We start from the raw sequence: 20201 nt of genomic DNA on the forward strand, positions 1-20201 counted from the left end.
ATTCACTGGCCGTGTGCCCGAGTGGCTCAGGGAATCGTCTGCAAAGCGATGTACGCGGGTTCAATTCCCGCCACGGCCTCGGAAACGGAATTGCCGGTCGACCGGAAGTCGACCGGCAATTCCGCATTTCCCGTTCCATTTCCGGCCGCCGCGGGAGCCCGGCACGACGGCCGCCGCACCGGGCGCGGCGGCCGGGGCACAGGCTCAGGCCGTGACGGCGTCCTCCGGGCGGATCGGCAGCCGGCCCACCGGCAGCCCGGTGGCGGCCCGGACGGCGGCGGCGACCGCCGAGGGGGCGACCACCGCGGGCACGGCGCTGACCGCCTTGGCCCCGAAGGTGGCGACCACGTCCCGCTCTTCCAGCAGCGCGGCGATCCGCACCTCCGGGGTGTCCAGCGAGGTCGGCAGCCGGTAGCCGGTGAGCGAGGGGTTGGCCATCACCCCGCCCGAGGTCTGGAGGTCCTCCATCAGCGCCAGTCCCACCCCGTGGGCCACGCCCGCCTCGATCCGGTCCTCGATCTGGCGCGGGTTCAGCGCCCGGCCGACGTCCTGGGCGACGGTCATCTCGACCACCCGGACGGACCCCAGCTCGATGTCCACGTCCACCACCGCGCGCATCGCGCAGAAGGAGATGGAGACGAAGGCGTCGCCGTGCCCGGACTCGTCCAGCGGCTCGGTCGGGTGCGGGCGGCACTGCGCGGTGGCCCAGAGCTCCTTGCCCTCCAGCGCCTCCGCGACCGGCATGCCGAGCACCCCGTCGTAGGAGGTGATCTTGCCGTCGGCGATCTGCAGCAGCTCCACCGACATCCCGAAGTCGGCCGCGATCGGCTGCAGCAACTGGTGGCGGACCATCAGCGCGGCCCGCTCGACCGCCCCGCCGGAGACCCAGGTGTGCCGGCCCCGGGCGGAGGGCCCGGCGATCGACTGGTCGCTGTCGGCCGGCGCGATGTAGACCTCGCTGACGCCCAGCACGGTCTGCACGATCTGCCGGGCCAGCGTGGCGAAGCCCTGCCCGGCGTCGACGGCCGCGCAGATCACCGTGGCGTGGTCCCCGCTGACCCGCACGGTGGCGGTGGAGACCTCGTCCTCGCCCTCGGCGCCCAGCATGTGCACCATGCCGACGGCGTAGCCGATCCCGCGCCGCACCGCGGCCGGGTCCCCGGCCCCGCCGGGACCGCCCGGCAGCAGCCACTCGGCGTCCGGGTCGTCCACCGGCAGGGCCGGCAGTGGCTCGGCGGCCACCGCGTCCAGCAGCGCCTTCACCGGGGCCGGGCAGGTGACGGCCTGTCCGGTGGGCAGCGGGTCGCCGGTGGACATCGCGTTGCGGCGGCGGATCTCCACCGGGTCCACGCCCACCCGGGCGGCCAGCTGGTCCAGCTGGGACTCGTACGCGAAGCAGGCCTGGAGCGCCCCCTCGCCGCGCATCCGCCCGGCCGGCGGGTTGTTGGTGCGCACCGCCCAGGCGTCCACGAACACGTTCGGGCAGACGTACGGGCCGACCGAGAAGGCCGTCGCGGCGGCCAGCGCCTCGGCGGAGACGTCGGCGTAGGCGCCGCCGTCCAGCAGGATCTGCGCCTCCACCTTCACCAGGGTGCCGTCGGCGTCGGCGTGGTGGCGGTAGCGCAGCAGCGCGGGGTGGCGGGAGGCGTGGGTGTGGAAGGACTCCTCGCGGGTGAGGGTCATCTTCACCGGGCGGCCGGTGCGCAGCGCCAGCAGCGCCAGGGTGACCTGGAAGGAGAGGTCCTCGCGGTCGGTGGTGGCGCCGGGCACTCCGGTGACCACCAGGCGGACCCGGTCCGGCTCCAGGCCCAGGCAGGCGGCGGTGCGGTCGCGGTCGCCGTGCGGGTCGGTGGAGGACAGGTGCAGCTCGACGCCGCCGTCCGGGCGCGGCACGGCCAGGCCGGCCTCGGCGCCGAGCGGGGCCGGGTCCTGCCGGCCGACCTGGTAGAGGCCCTCGACGATGATCTCGCCGGCCGCGTCCGGGTCCCCGGTGCGCAACGGCAGGTGGCGGAACAGGTTGCCGTCCGGGTGCAGCGCCGGCGCGGTGAAGGCCTGCTCGGGGTCGGTGACCGCCTCCAGCGGCTCGTAGTCGACCGCGATCAGGCCGACGGCCAGCCGGGCGGTGTCGGGGTGGTCGGCGGCGACCGCGGCGATCGGCTCGCCGTGGTGGCGCACCACGCCGGCGGCCAGCACCGGGCGGTCGGAGACGATCGGGCCGGCCGGGGCGCCGTCCGGCAGGCCGTCCGGGCCGGGCGGCAGGTCGGCCGCGGTGACCACGGCGTGCACCCCGGGCAGGGCGAGCGCGGCCGAGGTGTCGATGCCGCGGATCCGGGCGTGCGGGTGCGGCGAGCGCAGCACCGCGCCCCACAGCAGCCCCTCGGCCCAGAGGTCGGCCGCGTACGGGTAGATGCCGAGCGCCTTGGGCAGCGCGTCGCTGCGCAGCGGGGAGCTGCCCAGGCCGAAGGGCTCCGGTGCGGCGCCGCCCTCGCCGCCGTCCTGCTGGAGTGCTGCGCCGATGTCGGTAGGCGACGTCATGATGCGTGGTCGTCCTCGGGGAGCCGGATGCCGTGGGCGGGGGTGGCGCCGTAGGGGACGCCGGTGGTCGGGACGCCGGCCTCGGCCGGGGTGCCGTGCGGGTCCGCGTACGGGGTGCCGTGCGGGGGCGTGCCGTCGTGGACGGCGCCGGGCAGCGGGGTGCCGTGCGCGGGGGTGGGCTCGTAGACCGGGGCGTCGTAGCCGGTGTCGTAGCCGGTGTGCTGCTGGTGGCCGTCCGGGTAGCCGGCCGGCACGTAGGTGCCGTGCGCGGGGGTGGCCTGGTACGCCTGCTCGGGGTAGCCCTGGGGGTAGTACACCTGGTCGCCGACGGCCTGGGCGGGGATGCCGGGCCGTATCCCGGTCAGCGCGGAGGTGTCGTACACGCCGGTGTCGTAGCCGCCGTCACCGTACGGCTGCTCGGCGGGGGCCGGGGCCGGCAGCGGGGCCTGGGCCTCGGCGGGCACCGGAGTGGGGGCCGGCTCGACGGGCGGCTGCGGGACGTGCTCGATCCAGGCCTCGGAGTCGGCGTAGACGGGCGGTTCGACGACCGGCTCCGGCTCGGCGGCGGCCGGGGCCCCGGTCTCCGCGGCCGGGGCCGCGGTGTTCCCCTCGGCGGTCGAGGAGGCCGCGGCGGCGGCCTCCTCGGCCTCCTCGACCTCCAGGGCGCGGGCGTCCGCGACGGTCTGGACGGCCGCCAGCACCCCGCGGTAGCCGGTGCAGCGGCACAGGTTGCCGCACAGCGCCTGCCGGGCCTCGACCTCGGTGGGCCGGTGGTTGCGCTGGAGCAGGTCGTGCACGGCCATCGCCATGCCGGGGGTGCAGTAGCCGCACTGCACGGCGCCGGAGGCGGCCAGCGCCTGCTGGACGTCGCTCGCGCCGCCGCCGGCCGACAGGCCCTCGACGGTGTTGATCTCGCTGTCGGCGGCCAGCGCGGCGGGCACCAGGCAGCCGGCCACCAGCTGGCCGTCGACCTGCACCGAGCAGGCCCCGCACTCGCCCTGCTCGCAGCCGTCCTTGGCACCGGCCAGGCCGAGCCGCTCGCGCAGCACGTAGAGCAGGCTCTCACCGATCCAGGCGTCGGTGACGGGCCGTTCGAAACCGTTGACCCGCAGCGTGTAGGAGGCGCACGGGCGCAGCTCCCGGCTGACCTGCGGGGTGGAGCCGAGCGGGTCGGCGTCGAGGGTCTCGATGGGGTCTGTGGTCACTTCAGCGCCCTTCCCAGTGCCCGTCGGGCCAGCACCGATACGGTACGCCGCAGCCGAACGGCGGCCGCGGTCGGCCCCTCGGTCACGGCCTCCCAGGCCCCCTCGGCACCGTAGTTGTCGGGGACGCAGGCGGCGGCCACGTACTCGCCGAAGGCGGCGCCCGCGGCCGGGTCGATCTCCCGGCTGCCGTCCCAGTCGATGCAGCCGGCCACCCAGGCCTCGGCCTCCAGCGGGCGCAGCGGCACCGGGGCGACGGCCCCGACGGCGCAGCGCACGGCGCGCCGGGCCGGGTCGAGGACGAGCGCGACGGAGGCGGTGGCGCGGGCCGGGCCGCTGCGGCCGGTGGCCTTGAGGAAGACCTGCGGCGCGTGCAGCAGCGGGACCCGCACCCAGGTGAGCAGTTCGCCGGGGCGCACCGGGTCGAGTCCGGTGAGCAGGTGACTGACCGGCACCTCGCGGCTGCCGCCGGCCCGGGCGAGGGTGACGGTGGCCTCCAGGGCGGCGAGCACCGGGAGGGTGTCGCCGGCCGGGGCGGCGGTGACGACGTTGCCGCCGAGGGTGCCGACGTTGCGGACCTGCGGCGGGCCGGCGGTGCGGGCGGCGTCGGCGAGGGCGGGGATGAGGGCGGCGAAGTCGGGGCGGTCCATCCGGGCGTGGGTGAGTCCGGCGCCGAGCACCGCGGTGCCGCCGTCCTCGTAGCGCCAGCCGCGCAGTTCGGTGATCCGGCCGAGGCCGACCAGGGCGGCGGGGCGCAGCCGTCCGGCGTTGACGGCTTCCATGAGGTCGGTGGCTCCGGCCACCGGTACCGCGGCCGGGGCGGCGGCCAACGCGTCGACGGCCTCGTCGAGCGAGGCCGGCAGCATGATCGTCCGGTTCACCTGGGTCCCACCGTGCTCCACTTGCTCATCGATCGTCTGCCGCCCGCGGCCGTGGCCGCACTGCACTGTCCGCGTCAGCAGCCCGGCCTGGCCGTAGGGTACGGGCGATCGGGCCGGGTTGGGCAACTCTGGCACACAATGCTCGATGATCATTTCGGGACCGGTGACCGGGACTGCCCGATTGGGACGGATACCGGGCGGTATCTGCCCCGGTCCGAACGGGACCGGGGCAGATGTTCATCTCTTCTTGACGTCAGATGACCGTCCATAAGTTCCCGACGGACACATCAGCGCACCGCGCGCACGACCTCAGCGCACCGGCGGCGGCCCCTCGATCGGCCGCCCCGCCACCCCGGGCCGGCGCTGCCAGGGGTGCGGCCCGTCGGCCGGGCGGTACTCGACGCCCAGCGCGTCCAGCACCGCCAGGTGGCCCCGCAGCCGCCGCTCGAAGCCGGCGTAGTCGCGCTCGGCGGGTACGGCGGGCAGCGCGGACCAGGCGACCTCGGCGAAGGCGACCAGCCGGGGGAAGGCTCGGTAGTCGATGTCCCGGGCGCTGTCCATGAACTCGCTCCACAGGTTGGCCTGGGTGCCGATCACGTGCCGGGCGGCCTCCCCGTCCAGCTGCTCGGGGACGGGCTCGAAGCGGTAGACGTCCTCCAGCGTGCGCACGAAACCGACCGGGATCGGCTCGTCCGGCCCGTCCGCCTGCCGGTGGTCGAAGTAGACGTGCTGCTCGGGGCACATCACCACGTCGTGCCCGGCCTTCGCGGCCGCGATCCCGCCGCCGAAGCCGCGCCACGAGGAGACGGCGGCGCCGGGGGCCAGCCCGCCCTCCAGGATCTCGTCCCAGCCGATCAGCCGGCGGCCGCGCTCGGCCAGCCAGCGGTCGAAGTGCCGGATGAGGTGGCTCTGCAGCTCGTCCTCGTTGGCCAGGCCCAGCTCGCGGATCCGGGCCTGGGCGGCGGGGCTCTCCTTCCACTGCTCCTTGGGGCACTCGTCGCCGCCGAGGTGGACGAACTCGGACGGGAACAGCTCCAGGACCTCCTCCAGCACCCCCTCGAAGAAGCGCAGGGTCTCCTCGGAGGCGTTGAGCACGTGGTGGCTCACCCCCCAGTCGGTCCAGACGCCGAGCGCGGCGGTGTCCACCACGTCGGTGTTGCCCAGCTCGGGGTAGGCGGCGACGGCGGCCTGGGTGTGGCCGGGCAGGTCGATCTCCGGGACGACGGTGACCCCGCGCGCGGCCGCGTAGGCGACGATCTCGCGCAGGTCGTCCTGGGTGTAGTAGCCGCCGTGCGGGCGGTCGTCCCGGCGCTGCCCGGTCCGGTAGCCGACCATCGAGCGCTCCCGCCAGGCGCCGCGCTCCGTCAGCCGCGGGTAGCGCTTGATCTCCACCCGCCAGCCCTGGTCGTCGGTCAGGTGCAGGTGCAGCACGTTGAGCTTGTGCGCGGCCAGCAGGTCGACGAAGCGCAGCAGGTCGGACTTGGGCAGGAAGTGCCGGGCGACGTCCAGCAGCGCGCCGCGCCAGCCGAACCGGGGCTCGTCCGCGATGTCCGCGCCGGGCAGCACCCAGCCCCCGGCCCGCAGCGGGGAGCGGCGGTAGGCGTCCGGCCCGAGCAGCTGCCGCAGGGTCTGGGCCGCCCACAGGGCGCCGGCCGGGCCGCCGGCGGTGAGCAGGGCGTGGCCGGGGCGCACCGCGATCCGGTACGCCTCGGCGGCCAGGGTGCCGTCCAGGACCAGCTCGATGCCCGTGCCCGGCCGGCCCGGACCGAGCGGCAGCCCGGTGGCGGCGGACAGCGTGCCGCGCAGCCAGCGCTCGGCGTCGGCCAGTGCGGGCGGTGCGGTCAGCGTGGTGGCGGCGTCGAGCGGGAAGTCCCCGTCCGGGCGCCGGACGGCACTCGAAGGTGCGGGAATGAGGTCCATCCCGACATCCTGCCCAGGCCCGGAACGATTGGCACAGACCACCTCGCAAACGCGGTGCTATGCAAAACGGCGTCCTGCGGACGGCGGCGGACTACTTGCCGCCGTTGTCCCCGTCGCCGCCCTGCGGCTTGCCGATGCCGTCGTAGATCTCCTTGCACATCGGGCAGACCGGGTACTTCTTCGGGTCGCGCCCGGGCACCCACACCTTGCCGCACAGCGCCACCACCGGGGATCCGGAGAGCGCGCTCTCCATGATCTTGTCCTTCTGGACGTAGTGCGCGAAGCGCTCGTGGTCGCCGTCCCCGTGGGACACCTGCGGGACGGGCTCGACCAGGGTGCCGGTGCCGAGGCCGCGCTCGGGCTCAAGAGTGCTCATGGGTGCCAAGTCTATGGGCGCCCCGGGAAACCGGGCCAGTGTCACGCGGCGGGCCGGGTTCCACGGGCGTCGACACCGGGCCGGTCAAGACACGCCTTAGTTCATCGTCGGGTCGTCCGGGTACGTCGCCAGCAGGGCCAGCGGGCCGCGCTGGCGGCGCAGCACCGAGCGCCACAGCCGTTCCGGCTCCGGGCTGGACACGTCCCCGGGCTCGCAGTCCACCAGGTACCAGGCACCGCTCCCCAGCTCCGACTCCAGCTGGCCGGGCGACCAGCCCGCGTACCCGGCGAAGATCCGCAGGCTGCCCAGCTCGCCGGCCAGCACCTCCGGCGGCGCCTCCAGGTCGACCAGGCCGATCGCGCCGTGCACCCGGCGCCAGCCGAGCGGCTCCCCGGTGCCCGGCTCCCCCGGCGCGACGGCCAGGCCGAGCGCCGAGTCCAGCGCCACCGGCCCGCCCTGAAACACCACCGCGGGCTGCCCGACGAGTCTGCCCCAGCCGTCCAGCACACTGCCCACCTCGACCGGCGTCGGCCGGTTGAGCACCACGCCGAGCGCCCCCTCGGCGTCGTGGTCGAGGAGCAGCACCACCGCCCGGGCGAAGTTCGGGTCGGTGAGCATGGGCGTCGCGACGAGCAGACGGCCGGTGTGCGACCGGCCTCCGTACGAATGGGCCGCCGTCATGCCACACATGATCCCGCAGAACGGCACCGGTCGGACACCGCAACACCCGAAACCCCGCCACGCCGGACGAACACCCGTACGGCCGAACCGGCGGGCGGGAGCGGGGCCGGAGAGAGCACCATCACGGGAGAGGCTCACGGGAACCACCGGGACGCCCACTACCATCTACGGATGGTGGACGCCCCTCTACGGTGCCGACTCGGATTCTCCGGGGGCCCGAACGCGCCCGTACGCCCGTACCACCGGTCCACCAGCGGTTCCGCACCGGAGCCGTTCCCACTCCTCTGGCACCCCGGATTGCGAGAACGATGACCGACGACGTCCTGCTGGTCCACGGCGGAAACCCGCTCGAAGGCGAGATCCGCGTCCGCGGTGCGAAGAACCTGGTCCCCAAGGCCATGGTCGCCGCCCTCCTCGGCCAGGGCCCCAGCAGACTGCGCAACGTCCCGGACATCCGCGACGTCAAGGTGGTCCGCGGCCTGCTGCAGCTGCACGGCGTGACCGTGCGCGCCGGCGACGAGGACGGCGAGCTGATCCTCGACCCCTCGCACGTCGAGAGCGCCAACGTCGCCGACATCGACGCCCACGCGGGCTCCTCGCGGATCCCGATCCTGTTCTGCGGTCCGCTGCTGCACCGCCTCGGCCACGCCTTCATCCCGGGCCTGGGCGGCTGCGACATCGGCGGCCGCCCGGTCGACTTCCACTTCGAGGTGCTGCGCCAGTTCGGCGCCACCATCGAGAAGCACCCGCAGGGCACCTACCTGGTCGCCCCGCAGCGGCTGCGCGGCACCAAGATCGAGCTGCCCTACCCCTCGGTCGGTGCGACCGAGCAGGTGCTGCTCACCGCCGTCCTCGCCGAGGGCGTCACCGAGCTGCGCAACGCGGCCATCGAGCCGGAGATCGTCGACCTGATCTGCGTGCTGCAGAAGATGGGCGCGATCATCACCCTGGGCACCGACCGCACCATCCTGATCACCGGTGTGGACGAGCTGAACGGCTACAACCACCGGGCCCTGCCGGACCGGCTGGAGGCCGCCTCCTGGGCCTGCGCGGCGCTGGCGACCAAGGGCGACATCTACGTCCGCGGCGCCCGCCAGCTGGAGATGATGACCTTCCTCAACACCTTCCGGAAGGTCGGCGGCGCCTTCGAGGTGGACGACGAGGGCATCCGCTTCTGGCACCCGGGCGGCGAGCTCAAGGCGATCGCCCTGGAGACCGACGTGCACCCGGGCTTCCAGACCGACTGGCAGCAGCCGCTGGTGGTCGCGCTGACCCAGGCCACCGGCCTGTCCATCGTCCACGAGACGGTGTACGAGTCGCGGCTGGGCTTCACCGGCGCGCTCAACCAGATGGGCGCACACATCCAGCTCTACCGCGAGTGCCTGGGCGGCACCCCGTGCCGCTTCGGCGCGCGCAACTTCCTGCACTCCGCGGTGGTGTCCGGCCCGTCCAAGCTGATGGGCGCCGAGCTGGTCATCCCGGACCTGCGCGGCGGCTTCTCGTACCTGATCGCGGCGCTGGCGGCCGAGGGCACCTCGACCGTGCACGGCATCGACCTGATCAACCGCGGCTACGAGAACTTCATGGAGAAGCTGCGGGACCTCGGCGCCCACGTCGAGCTGCCCAGCGAGCAGCTGGTCGACGCGTAGGGACATTCACCGAGTGACCGCACGCACGGCGAGAGGCCGGGCTCCCCGCGGGGAGCCCGGCCTCTCGGGCGTTCAAGGGGTGGTTCAGACGCCCTTGGCGGCTTCCTTGAGCTTGGAGCCGGCGCTCACCTTGGCGCTGTAGCCGGCCGCGATCTGGATCGGCTCGCCGGTCTGCGGGTTGCGGGCGGTGCGGGCAGCGCGGTGGGTGCGCTCGAAGGTCAGGAAACCGGGGATGGTGACCTTCTCGTCGCCCTTGGCGACGACCTCGCCGACGATCTCGGCGAAGGCGGCCAGAACGGCGTCGGCGTCCTTGCGGGTCACCTCGGCGCGCTCGGACAGCGCGGCCACCAGCTCACTGCGGTTCATGTGTACTCCTGTGGTCTGTTCGCTTGCGGTGTACGGGGGCCCATCGGTGCTCCCACCGGGGGGCACCCGGATAGGCCGCAGGTCCGCACACTGTGCTCATGCAGGCAATGCGTGGTCGCAGGCCGGGTCCGTACCCGTATGCCGCGCGCCGGAGCCGTGAAGAGGCCCGCCGCCTGCCTGGGAACGAATCCTGCCCCGACCGGCCCCGAGAAAGCCAATCGGGCCCCGGCCGAGCCACCCGAACATCGCCCGCCCGTTGGAGGTGTGACGCTCCGTCGGCTCCGGCGGACCGGGCGCGGACGGCGGTCGGGACGACACGCCGGAAGACCAGGGGGACGTTCCGTACTTGTCGGACACGCCTGCCCCGTGCAGGGCTACCGTACGCCCTAGGCACGACAAGCCCAAACACGCCCCTCGCCCTTGTGTCGCAAGGGTTCGGGGCGCGCTTGGGCGGGTATGGCCGCTAATCGGACATTTGACCGACCGACGACCGACCGACGACCGACCGGCGACCGGCCCACGAGTCGGGCCGTCAGGCGCCCGGCCGGGGCCGTCAGAGCTTGACGGTGGGGAAGGCCGAGGTGTCCAGGGTGCCGACGATGCCGGGGGTCGGACGGGCCGGCGCGGCCTCCTGGGCGTCCGCCAGGGCCGCCTCCCGCACCGCCGCGGCGACGGTCTTGGCGACGTCCTTGTGGAAGACGCTCGGGATGATGTAGTTGGCGTTCAGCTCGTCGTCGGCGACGGTGGTGGCCAGCGCGCGGGCCGCGGCGATCATCATCTCGGTGTTGACCGTGCGGCTCTGGGCGTCCAGCAGGCCGCGGAAGACACCCGGGAAGACCAGTACGTTGTTGATCTGGTTCGGGAAGTCGCTGCGGCCGGTGGCCACCACGGCGGCGGTCTGCCGGGCCACCGCCGGGTCGACCTCCGGGTCCGGGTTGGCCAGCGCGAAGACGATCGAGCGCTCCGCCATGGTGGCCAGGTCGTCGCCGTCCAGGACGTTCGGGGCCGAGACGCCGATGAACACGTCGGCGCCCGCCACGGCCTCCTTGAGGCTGCCGGTGCGGCCCGAGCGGTTGGTGTGCTCGGCGATCCAGCGCAGGCTGTCGTTGAGGTCCTCACGGCCCAGGTGGACCACACCGTGCACGTCGGCGACGGTGGCGTGCTCGACACCGGCGGCCAGCAGCAGCTTGAGGATGGCGGTGCCGGCCGCGCCGGCGCCCGACATCACCACGCGGATGTCGCCGATCTCCTTGCCGACCACCTTCAGCGCGTTGGTGAGGGCGGCCAGCACCACGATCGCGGTGCCGTGCTGGTCGTCGTGGAAGACCGGGATGTCCAGGGCCTCGCGCAGCCGGGCCTCGATCTCGAAGCAGCGCGGCGCGGAGATGTCCTCCAGGTTGATCCCGGCGAAGCCCGGGGCGATCGCCTTGACGATGGCGACGATCTCGTCGGTGTCCTGGGTGTCCAGGCAGATCGGCCAGGCGTCGATCCCGGCGAAGCGCTTGAACAGGGCCGCCTTGCCCTCCATGACGGGCAGCGCGGCCGCCGGGCCGATGTTGCCCAGGCCCAGCACCGCCGAGCCGTCGGTGACCACGGCGACGCTGTTGCGCTTGATGGTCAGGCGGCGGGCGTCCTCGGGGTTCTCGGCGATCGCCATGCAGACCCGGGCCACGCCCGGGGTGTAGATCATGCTGAGGTCGTCACGGTTGCGGATCGGCAGCTTCGAGGACATCTCGATCTTGCCGCCGAGGTGCATCAGGAAGGTGCGGTCCGAGACCTTGCCGATCGACACGCCGTCGATCGCCCGGAGCTTCTCGACGATCTCCTCGCCGTGCGCCACCGAGGAGGCCGCGACCGTCACGTCGATCCGCAGCGCCTCCAGACCGGAGGCGGTGACGTCGAGACCGGTCACCGATCCGCCGGAGGACTCCACTGCGGTGGTGATCGCGCTGACCGCGTTGCCGCGGGCCGGGACCTCCATTCGCACGGTGATCGAGTTGGAGACACTGGGCACCGTCGCCATCGACGCTTCCTTCTTCCGTCTGTCCCGCAGGCTCAACATTTTGTTGAAGGCATCGCCTGCGCATGCTAGACCTCGATCGTCGCACCTTCCAAGGGCTTGCCAGAAATAACGTTCATTGAGTGTGCGGATCCGACAAGCCGACCGCGTCGCCCACAGTCTCCGGGCGCACACTCCTTGCCTCTCCCGGCCGATGCGTTACATTGGACGGGACACCGGCTCGATCCAAGCCCCCGGGCCCAACCTTCGTCCCTCAGAGGGACCACTTGCCGCGAGGCGAGCATGGCGGGTCGGTGTCATCAACGTCCGAAGGCCCCTCACCAGTGGTGAGGGGCCTTCGTCGTGGGGGCCGTCAGCCGTGCAGCAGCGCGGGCACGCCGGCCGCGTCCGGCAGGTCGTCAGGGCCGGACAGCACCGTCAGCCGCTGGGTCGCCCGGGTGAGCGCCACGTAGAGCACCCGCAGGCCCGCCTCCGACTCGCCGGCGATGCCGGTCGGGTCGGCGACCACCGTCGCGTCGTACTCCAGGCCCTTGGCCTCCAGGCTGCCCAGCACCACCGCGCGCTCGCCCAGGCCCTCGGCCCAGCCGGCTGCCTCGGCCCGGCGGTCCATCGGCACCACGATCGCCACGGTGCCGTCCACCTCGCCCAGCAGTCGCTCCAGCTCGGCCCGGGCGGCCTTGCCGAAGGCCTCCGGCGCGGGGTCGGTGACGGCCGCGAAGCGCGGCTCCACCCCGACGTGGCGCACCGCGCTCGGCGAGGGCGTGCCCGGCGCGGCCAGCGCCAGCACCTTCGCCGCGACCTCGGCGATCTCGGCCGGGTTGCGGTAGTTGACGGTCAGCGTGAAGCGGCGGCGCGGCTTGCCCGCCAGCACCTCGTCCAGCGCGGCCTGGGCCTCCTGGGGGAACGGCCAGGAGGACTGCGCCGGGTCGCCGACGATGGTCCAGGTGGCCATCCGGGCGCGCCGGCCGATCATCCGCCACTGCATCGGGGTGAGGTCCTGGGCCTCGTCCACGATCACGTGCGCGTACTCCTTGCGCTCCACCGGCTGACGCTCGCGCTGACGGGAGTTGCGGTCGGCGAAGGTGGTGACCTCCTCCAGGCCGCTCAGCAGGTCCACCGCGTCCACCTCGCGGACCTTCGGACGGGCCGGCTCGCCGAGCAGCACCTGCAGCTCGTCCACCAGCGCCACGTCGTGCGCGGACAGCTCGCCCTCGCCCTGCGGCGACAGGTGGCGCCAGGAGGCGGCCAGCAGCCTGGCCTCGTCCGGGGTGACGGCACGGCGGGCGATCCGGTTGGTGTGCCGGGTCTGCTTGAGCGTGCCGAGCACCCGGCGCGGGGTCAGCGCGGGCCACCAGGCGTCCAGGAACTCCAGGAAGGACGACTCGTCCGAGACGTAGTCGTCGAAGGACTCCTTCTCCTCCTGGCGCTGCTCCCGGGCGTAGTGGTCGGTCGGCCTGGGCAGGTGCCGGGTGGCCTCCTGCCACAGGGCGTCCAGCAGCAGCCGGCGGGCGCGCGGGCGCAGCAGGTTCAGCGGGGTGCCGCCGGAGCCCACCACGTTGCCGCGGACGGCCTTGAGCCGGCCCGCGTCCAGTCGCAGCACCTCGCCGCGGGCGACCACCTTGAGCTCCTGGGGGGCGCCCAGCTCCAGCGCCGCCCGGGCCGCCCTGCGCAGCAGCTGCACCATCCGGGCCGAGCCCTTGACCCGGGCCGCCTCCGGGGCGTCGTAGGTGGCGGCCTCGATGCCGTCCACCAGCGAGCCGACCGCGCGGATCGCGACCTGGCCCTCCTCGCCGAGCGAGGGCAGCACGCCCTCGGTGTAGGAGACCAGCAGCGCGGTGGGCGAGACCACCAGGATGCCCCCGGCGTAGCGGCGGCGGTCCTGGTAGAGCAGGTAGGCGGCGCGGTGCAGGGCGACGGCGGTCTTGCCGGTGCCGGGGCCGCCGGTGACGAGGGTGGCCCCGGCCGCGGCGGCCCGGATCACCTCGTCCTGCTCCTTCTGGATCGAGGAGACGATGTCGCGCATGGAGTGGCTGCGGGCGCGGCCCAGCGAGGCCATCAGCGCGCCGTCGCCGACCACGGCCAGTTCCCGGCCGTCCAGGGTCGGGGTGAGGTCGGGGCGCAGCAGGTCGTCCTCGACACCGATCACCTTGCGGCCCTTGGAGCGGATCACCCGGCGGCGGATCACCCGGCCGGGCTCCACCGGGGTGGCGCGGTAGAACGGCGCGGCGGCCGGGGCCCGCCAGTCGATCACCAGCGGGCCGTACTCGGCGTCCAGCACGCCCAGGCGGCCGATGTGCAGGGTCTCGGCGACGGCCGGGTCGGCCGGGTCGAGCGGGGTGTTCGAGGGGATGCCGTGCTCCTCCGGCGCGTCGGCCTGCTGGAGGTCGATCCGGCCGAAGAGGAAGTCCTCGAACTCGTTGTTGAGCCGCTGGAGGTGCGCGCCGGCCCGGTAGACCTGGGCGTCGCGCTCGGCGAGGGCGCCGGGAGTGCCGACCTGGACCCGCTTGGCGGCGTCCTCCAGGATGTACTCCGCCTCGGCGAGCTTCTCCTCCAGCCGGTGGTAGACGGTGTCGAGGTGCTGCTGTTCACCGGCGATCTCACGCTCGCGGACGGTCTCGTGATCGGTGGTGGGGGTGGTGTCCGTGTTGCTCTGCATGGCCTCGGGGGTTGCGACGGAATCCGGCTCCGGAAAACGAGCGGACGGATGATCCTACGCCGCGACCCCCCGCACGCGCTGCTCCGGAACGTACAAAAACCGAAGGCCGCCCTCCGCATCAGCGGTGGACGGCCTTCGGTGTCAACATGGGGTGGTGGAGATGCCGGGAATCGAACCCGGGTCCAGTGGAGTTAATTCAGGGCTTCTCCGAGCGCAGTCCGCTGTGCTTTTCTCGGCCCTGGCGGTCACACGGACAAGCCGCCAACAGGCCCAGCTGCTGTTTGATTTCCCATCCACCCCCGCAGCCCGGGCGGACGGTTGAGTTCCCTAGATTATGCCAGGGTCCGGGTCGGGAACTCCCCGGTCTGACACCCAAGCGCTATCGGTGCTTATTAGGCAGCGAGAGCGAACTGCTGGGAATCGCGCTTAGAGTTGGCGATTATTTTTTTGCGACACGTGGTTAACGAGATCATTGCCGCGTTCCTCGGCTCGCTTCCCCTGTTTCAACATCCCCTGTCGAAACCGATCATCCCCATGTTTTGTTGAGAAACAGCTCGGACGGTGACCGTCCGTGTTGCTTGCGCCATAGTACGCGAGGCGACGGGCAAGGGTCCAGCGGATTAACCCTGACGCCGCCGGGCGGCCGCCACCGCACGGGCCGTCTCGCGGGTGTCCTGCTTCTCCCGCAGCGTCTGGCGCTTGTCGTACAGCTTCTTGCCGACCGCCAGTGCGAGTTCGAGCTTGACCCGGCCGTCCTTGAAGTACAGGGACAGCGGGATCAGGGTGTGGCCCGCGTCGCGGACCTTGGTCTCGATCTTGCGGATCTCCAGCTTGTGCAGCAGCAGCTTGCGCTTGCGCCGGGCCGCGTGGTTGGTCCACGTCCCCTGGGTGTACTCGGGGATGAAGACGTTGTCGATCCAGGCCTCGTGGTTCTGGATGTAGGCGTAGCCGTCGACCAGGTTGGCCCTCCCCTCACGCAGCGACTTGACCTCGGTGCCGGTGAGCACGAGGCCGCACTCGTAGGTGTCGAGGATCGTGTACTCGTGTCGCGCCTTCTTGTTCTGCGCGATCAGCTTCTGTCCGGTTTCCTTTGCCATAGCGCGGCCATTCTCGCACTTCGACGCCGGTTCGGGCAGCCGCTTTACCGCCCGGCGACCGGGTCAGGACTGGGTGCCGAGGCCCGCCAGGACCCGCAGGGCGAGCGCGTCGGCGTCCTCGCCCGCGGCCGCCGGGACGTCCGGGGTCAGGCCGGTGCCGTCCAGGGAGCGCCCGGCCGGGGTGTAGTAGCGGCCCACGGTCAGCTCCAGCACCGCGCCGTCGGCGAGCCGGCTGGGCTGCTGGACGGTGCCCTTGCCGAAGGTCCGGGAGCCCACCACCACGGCGCGGCTGCGGTCCTGGAGGGCCCCGGCGAGCAGTTCGGCGGCGCTCATCGTGCCGCCGTCCACCAGCACCACCAGCGGGCTGCGCCGGTCGCCGCCGGGCGGGGCGGTCAACTCCCGCTTCTCGCCGCGCTCCTGGTAGGAGCCGACGGCGCCGCCGTCCAGGAAGCTCCCGGCCGTGCCGACCGCCTCCTCCAGCAGCCCGCCGGAGTTGCCGCGCAGGTCGAGCACCACACCGGCGTGCGGGGCGCGCAGCGCGGCGCGCACCTGCTCGGCCACGCCGCTGGTGAAGGCCCGGACGGTGATCCGCAGCACGCCCTTGTCCAGGTGCTCCGCGGTGACCTGCCGGCTGTCCAGCAGCACCCGCCGCAGCCGCAGTTCGCGCACCTCGCCGCCGTCGCGCTGGACGGCCAGGGTGACCTCGGAGCCGGCCCGGCGCTCGTCGCCCTGCCCGCGCAGCCGGGCGACCACCTCGGTGACCGGCAGCCGGTCGGCCTGGTCCCGGTCGATCCGCAGCAGCCGGTCGCCGGGGGCGATCCCGGCCTCGGCGGCCGGTCCGGCCGGGGTGACCTGGGAGACCTCGGTGACGCCGTCCTCGCCGCGGCCGACCGACAGGCCGACCCCGGGGTAGCGGCCGTCCAGGCCCTGGCTGAACTCGGCGTACTCCTGGGCGCTGTAGTACGCGCCCCAGCGGTCGCCGCCGGCCGCCAGCAGGTGCTCGGCCTGCTGCTCGGACAGCGCGGCGCCCGCCGGGTCCGTCGGGAGTCCGGCGGCGGCGGGGGCCGCGTCGGCGGAGGCCCGGCGCGGCGGGTGGCCCGGGCCGCCCCAGGCCCCGGTGGCGGCGCCGCCCAGCAGCACGGCACCGAACACCAGGCTGAGGGCGGCCACCTGACGTGCCCTGCGCGGAGTTTGCAGCATGGCAACGGAGTGTAGACACCGCACCGCGCGCGGCGGGCCGGAACGACCGAGCGCGGAACGGCGACGGCCCCGTACGGCGCAGTGCCGTACGGGGCCGAAGCAACCTCAGGGGGTCAGACCTTGAGGTACTTGCGCAGGGTGAAGAACGCCGCGATGCCGGCCATCCCCATGCCGACCACGACCAGCAGCGGGATCACCGCCAGCACCGAGCCGAGGCCGATGAAGTGGATGAACTGCACCCGGTCCGCCAGCCAGCCCTGGACGAAGAAGTGCCCGCCGACCAGCAGGCCGGAGGCCAGCGCCGCACCGAGCAGCGCGGAGAACGCGGCCTCGGCGATGAACGGCATCTGGACGTAGAAGTTCGAGGCGCCGACCAGGCGCATGATGCCGGTCTCGCGCCGCCTGCTGTACGCCGACACCCGGACGGTGTTGACGATCAGCAGCAACGCGACGAACAGCATCAGCACCATGATCACGAACGCCGCCGTCTGCAGGCCGTTGAGCAGACCGAACAGGTTCTCCAGGATCTTCCGCTGGTCCTCGACCGACTTGACGCCGGGCTTGCCCGCGAAGGCGCTCTGGATGACGTCGTACTTGGTCGGGTCGTTGAGCTTGACCCGCCAGGACTGCGGCATGGCGTCCGGGCCCAGGACGGAGATGAGCGGGTTGTCCGGGTTCATGTCCTTCCAGTGCTTGTACGCCTCCGCGGAGCTCTCGTACGTGGACGACTGGACCACCGAACTCATCTTGTCCAGCTGGTCCTTGATGTCCTGGACCTGCTGGTCGGTGGCCGCACCCTTGTCGCACTGGGGCGAGTTGCGGGCATCCGCCTTGGTGCAGAAGTAGATGCTCACCTCGACCTTGTCGTACCAGTACCCCTTCATGGAGTTCACCTGGTCGCGGACCAGGAGCGAGGAACCGGCGAGGGCGAGGGAGAGCGCGACGCTGACCACGACCGCGATGGTCATGGTCAGATTGCGTCGGAGACCCACACCGATCTCCGACAGGACGAACTGGGCACGCATGCGGGAAACAACTCCAGGGTCGGTACTGCGCGGTCTGGCGGGCCGGGCCGGCGGGCCCCACGGGTCAGCGCTGGTCGGTCAGTGCTGGTATCCGTAGACGCCGCGGGCCTGGTCGCGGACGAGCAGCCCCTTGTCGAGCTCGATGACGCGCTTGCGCATCTGGTCGACGATGGCCTGGTCGTGGGTGGCCATCAGCACCGTGGTGCCGGTGCGGTTGATCCGGTCGAGCAGCTTCATGATGCCGACCGAGTTCTGCGGGTCCAGGTTGCCGGTGGGCTCGTCCGCGATGAGCAGCATCGGGCGGTTCACGAAGGCACGGGCGATCGCGACGCGCTGCTGCTCACCACCGGACAGCTCGCCGGGCATCCGGTCCTCCTTGCCGCCGAGGCCGACCAGCTCCAGCACCTCGGGCACCACCTTGTTGATGGCGCTCTTGGGCTTGCCGATCACCTCCAGCGCGAAGGCGACGTTCTGCGCGACCGTCTTGTTCGGCAGCAGGCGGAAGTCCTGGAAGACGGTGCCCAGCTGGCGGCGCATGTGCGGCACCTTCCAGTTGGACAGCTTGCCGAGGTCCTTGCCCAGCACGTGCACCGAGCCCGTGGAGGGTCGCTCCTCCCGCAGGCACAGCCGCAGGAAGGTGGACTTGCCCGAGCCGGACGAGCCGACCAGGAAGACGAACTCACCCTTCTCGATCTCCAGCGAGACGTTGTCCAGGGCGGGACGGTTCTGCTTGGGATAGGTCTTGGAGACGTTGTCGAATCTGATCACGGCTGCATCACGGAGGCCATCCTAGGCGGCGCCAGTCCTCGGTCGATCCGCCCCGGAGGCCCGGTCCGGGGGCGGGCGATGGGAGCGCGGACGGCCGCTCCCGGTCTGGGACCATACGCGAAGCTGTGGCCGGCCCGCAGGGACGACCCAGGACGGACTCCGGAATCTGGGGGAGAATGTCCGGTTGTGCCCCGATAATTGCGAGCCATCTCACAGCCCGGGAGCCGGAACGGCCAGAACCTGGCAGAGTGGAGGGGGCAACCGTGTCCGGTCGCTCCCCCGTACGGGGCAGACTCCCCCGTACAGGTAGGAACAGGGAACCAAAGCCCCGTCCGGTGCGTTGGCTGTAGCAGCGAGGAGGAGATCGCATGACCTGCGACCATCTGGTGTGCGCCAACTGCAACGGCCGCGTCAGCGACGGGCGTTGCCCGGTGTGCCGCGCCAACCGGGCCCGGCTGCAGGAGCAGCAGGGGCCGTTCGCCGCGCTCTCCCCCGCGATACTGCTGGCCCTGCTGGCCGGGCTGCTCGCGGTGGCGCTGATCGCGCGGCAGGCACTGGCCTGACGATCCTGCGTACGACGAAGGGCCCCGACCGCTGCGGTCGGGGCCCTTCGCGTGTGCCTGCGGTTACTCGGCGCTGGTCTCGCGCTGCTTGCGCCAGCGGATTCCGGCCTCGATGCTGTGCTTGATTTTCATCGAGGCCGGAATCCTCACGCCTCGTTCGAGGTCTCCCGCTGCTTGCGCCAACGGATTCCGGCCTCGATGAAGCCGTCGATGTCGCCGTCCAGGACCGCCTGCGGGTTGCCCGCCTCGTACGCGGTGCGGACGTCCTTGACCATCTGGTACGGGTGCAGCACGTAGGAGCGCATCTGGTTGCCCCAGGAGCTGCCGCTGTCCTTGAGCGCGTCCATCGCGGCCTTCTCCTCCTGGCGGCGCCGCTCCAGCAGCTTGGCCTGGAGGACGTTCATCGCGGAGGCCTTGTTCTGGATCTGCGAGCGCTCGTTCTGGCAGGAGACCACGATGCCGGTCGGGAGGTGGGTGATGCGCACCGCCGAGTCGGTGGTGTTGACGCCCTGGCCGCCGGGGCCGGAGGCGCGGTAGACGTCCACCCGCAGCTCGCCCTCGTCGATCTCGACGTGGTCGGACTGCTCGACGACCGGAAGCACCTCGACACCGGCGAAGGAGGTCTGCCGGCGGCCCTGGTTGTCGAAGGGCGAGATGCGGACCAGGCGGTGGGTGCCCTGCTCGACCGAGAGGGTGCCGTACGCGTAGGGCGCCTTCACGGTGAAGGTCGCGGACTTGATGCCGGCCTCTTCGGCGTACGAGGTGTCGTACACCTCGGTCGGGTAGCCGTGCCGCTCGGCCCAGCGCAGGTACATGCGCATCAGCTGCTCGGCGAAGTCGGCGGCGTCCACGCCACCGGCCTCGGCGCGGATGTTGATCAGCGCCTCGCGGGCGTCGTACTCGCCGGAGAGGAGGGTGCGGACCTCCAGCTCCTCGACGGCCTTCTGGAGCGAGACCAGCTCGGCCTCGGCCTCGGTGCGGGTGTCCGCGTCGTCCTCGGCCTCGGCGAGTTCGAACAGCACGCCCAGATCGTCGATGCGGCTGCGGAGCCCCTCGACGCGACGGAGTTCGCCCTGGAGGAAGGAGAGCCGGCTGGTCACCTTCTGCGCGTTCGCGACGTCGTCCCACAGGGTGGGGGCGGCTGCCTCCTCCTCCAGGACCGCGATGTCGGCCCGGATCTTGTCCAGGTCGAGGACGGCCTCGATCGACCCCATGGTCGTATCGAGGTTCTTGAGCTCTTCGGAAGGATCGACGGCTGCCAC

General features: G+C 72.4%; 15 protein-coding genes, 1 tRNA gene, 1 other RNA gene and 1 pseudogene. 3 read left to right on the forward strand and 15 right to left on the reverse strand.

Annotated features, from left to right (window positions below):
- Window positions 1-7: 7 nt before the first annotated feature.
- Window positions 8-79 (forward strand) — tRNA-Cys (locus tag AB0F71_RS27120).
- A gap of 125 nt (window positions 80-204) precedes the next feature.
- On the opposite strand, the gene AB0F71_RS27125 is transcribed toward AB0F71_RS27120, so the two are convergent.
- From AB0F71_RS27125 to AB0F71_RS27150, 6 genes and pseudogenes are all read right to left on the reverse strand, one after another.
- Window positions 205-2535 (reverse strand): xanthine dehydrogenase family protein molybdopterin-binding subunit, encoded by a 2331-nt coding sequence (locus AB0F71_RS27125; RefSeq protein WP_360239073.1) that lies wholly within the window; start codon window positions 2533-2535, stop codon window positions 205-207.
- Window positions 2536-3212: 677 nt separating this feature from the next.
- Window positions 3213-3659 (reverse strand): annotated as a pseudogene (locus tag AB0F71_RS27130) ((2Fe-2S)-binding protein); the annotation flags it as partial.
- Between the two features lie 77 nt (window positions 3660-3736).
- Window positions 3737-4603: an FAD binding domain-containing protein gene (locus AB0F71_RS27135; protein ID WP_360239122.1), complete on the reverse strand. Its 867-nt coding sequence runs from the start codon at window positions 4601-4603 to the stop codon at window positions 3737-3739.
- 324 nt (window positions 4604-4927) lie between these two features.
- Window positions 4928-6538, reverse strand: coding sequence for a beta-N-acetylhexosaminidase (locus AB0F71_RS27140; protein WP_360239076.1), 1611 nt, complete (start codon window positions 6536-6538; stop codon window positions 4928-4930).
- Window positions 6539-6629: 91 nt separating this feature from the next.
- Window positions 6630-6914 carry a DUF3039 domain-containing protein gene (locus AB0F71_RS27145; RefSeq protein WP_360239079.1) on the reverse strand — a complete coding sequence of 95 codons (285 nt, stop codon included), beginning with the start codon at window positions 6912-6914 and terminating at the stop codon, window positions 6630-6632.
- A gap of 96 nt (window positions 6915-7010) precedes the next feature.
- Complete coding sequence (locus AB0F71_RS27150) at window positions 7011-7595, reverse strand: YqgE/AlgH family protein (protein WP_360239082.1); 585 nt, start codon at window positions 7593-7595, stop codon at window positions 7011-7013.
- 308 nt (window positions 7596-7903) lie between these two features.
- Between AB0F71_RS27150 and murA the strand changes: the two genes are divergently transcribed.
- Entirely contained in the window at window positions 7904-9244 is a 1341-nt protein-coding gene (gene murA / locus AB0F71_RS27155) for a UDP-N-acetylglucosamine 1-carboxyvinyltransferase (RefSeq protein WP_360239085.1), read from the forward strand.
- A gap of 84 nt (window positions 9245-9328) precedes the next feature.
- Here the strand turns inward: murA and AB0F71_RS27160 are convergent, their stop codons facing one another.
- The 8 genes from AB0F71_RS27160 to ftsE all read right to left on the reverse strand — a co-directional run bounded on the left by AB0F71_RS27160 (window position 9329) and on the right by ftsE (window position 18376).
- A complete protein-coding gene (locus AB0F71_RS27160) occupies window positions 9329-9610 on the reverse strand; it encodes an HU family DNA-binding protein (RefSeq protein WP_188304146.1) in 282 nt (93 codons plus the stop codon).
- A 553-nt stretch (window positions 9611-10163) separates the two neighbouring features.
- Complete coding sequence (locus AB0F71_RS27165) at window positions 10164-11633, reverse strand: NAD-dependent malic enzyme (RefSeq protein WP_360239088.1); 1470 nt, start codon at window positions 11631-11633, stop codon at window positions 10164-10166.
- Window positions 11634-11982: 349 nt separating this feature from the next.
- Window positions 11983-14286 (reverse strand): UvrD-helicase domain-containing protein, encoded by a 2304-nt coding sequence (locus AB0F71_RS27170; protein ID WP_360239091.1) that lies wholly within the window; start codon window positions 14284-14286, stop codon window positions 11983-11985.
- A gap of 152 nt (window positions 14287-14438) precedes the next feature.
- Window positions 14439-14820, reverse strand: a transfer-messenger RNA (tmRNA) gene (gene ssrA / locus AB0F71_RS27175).
- A gap of 86 nt (window positions 14821-14906) precedes the next feature.
- On the reverse strand, window positions 14907-15383 hold the full coding sequence (smpB, locus tag AB0F71_RS27180) for an SsrA-binding protein SmpB (protein WP_097237694.1): 477 nt from the start codon (window positions 15381-15383) through the stop codon (window positions 14907-14909).
- 63 nt (window positions 15384-15446) lie between these two features.
- Entirely contained in the window at window positions 15447-16583 is a 1137-nt protein-coding gene (locus tag AB0F71_RS27185; RefSeq protein WP_360239094.1) for a S41 family peptidase, read from the reverse strand.
- A 113-nt stretch (window positions 16584-16696) separates the two neighbouring features.
- The gene (gene ftsX / locus AB0F71_RS27190) at window positions 16697-17608 is read right to left on the reverse strand and encodes a permease-like cell division protein FtsX (protein WP_350504738.1); all 912 of its coding nucleotides are present in this window, start codon (window positions 17606-17608) and stop codon (window positions 16697-16699) included.
- Between the two features lie 78 nt (window positions 17609-17686).
- A complete protein-coding gene (gene ftsE, locus AB0F71_RS27195) occupies window positions 17687-18376 on the reverse strand; it encodes a cell division ATP-binding protein FtsE (protein ID WP_360239098.1) in 690 nt (229 codons plus the stop codon).
- Between the two features lie 368 nt (window positions 18377-18744).
- Between ftsE and AB0F71_RS27200 the strand changes: the two genes are divergently transcribed.
- Window positions 18745-18939 (forward strand): hypothetical protein, encoded by a 195-nt coding sequence (locus AB0F71_RS27200; protein ID WP_360239101.1) that lies wholly within the window; start codon window positions 18745-18747, stop codon window positions 18937-18939.
- Between the two features lie 146 nt (window positions 18940-19085).
- On the opposite strand, the gene prfB is transcribed toward AB0F71_RS27200, so the two are convergent.
- On the reverse strand, window positions 19086-20201 hold the full coding sequence (prfB, locus tag AB0F71_RS27205) for a peptide chain release factor 2 (RefSeq protein WP_360239104.1): 1116 nt from the start codon (window positions 20199-20201) through the stop codon (window positions 19086-19088).

Origin of the sequence: Kitasatospora sp. NPDC028055 (assembly GCF_040637885.1) — a bacterium.
In the GTDB taxonomy this organism is placed as follows: domain Bacteria; phylum Actinomycetota; class Actinomycetes; order Streptomycetales; family Streptomycetaceae; genus Kitasatospora.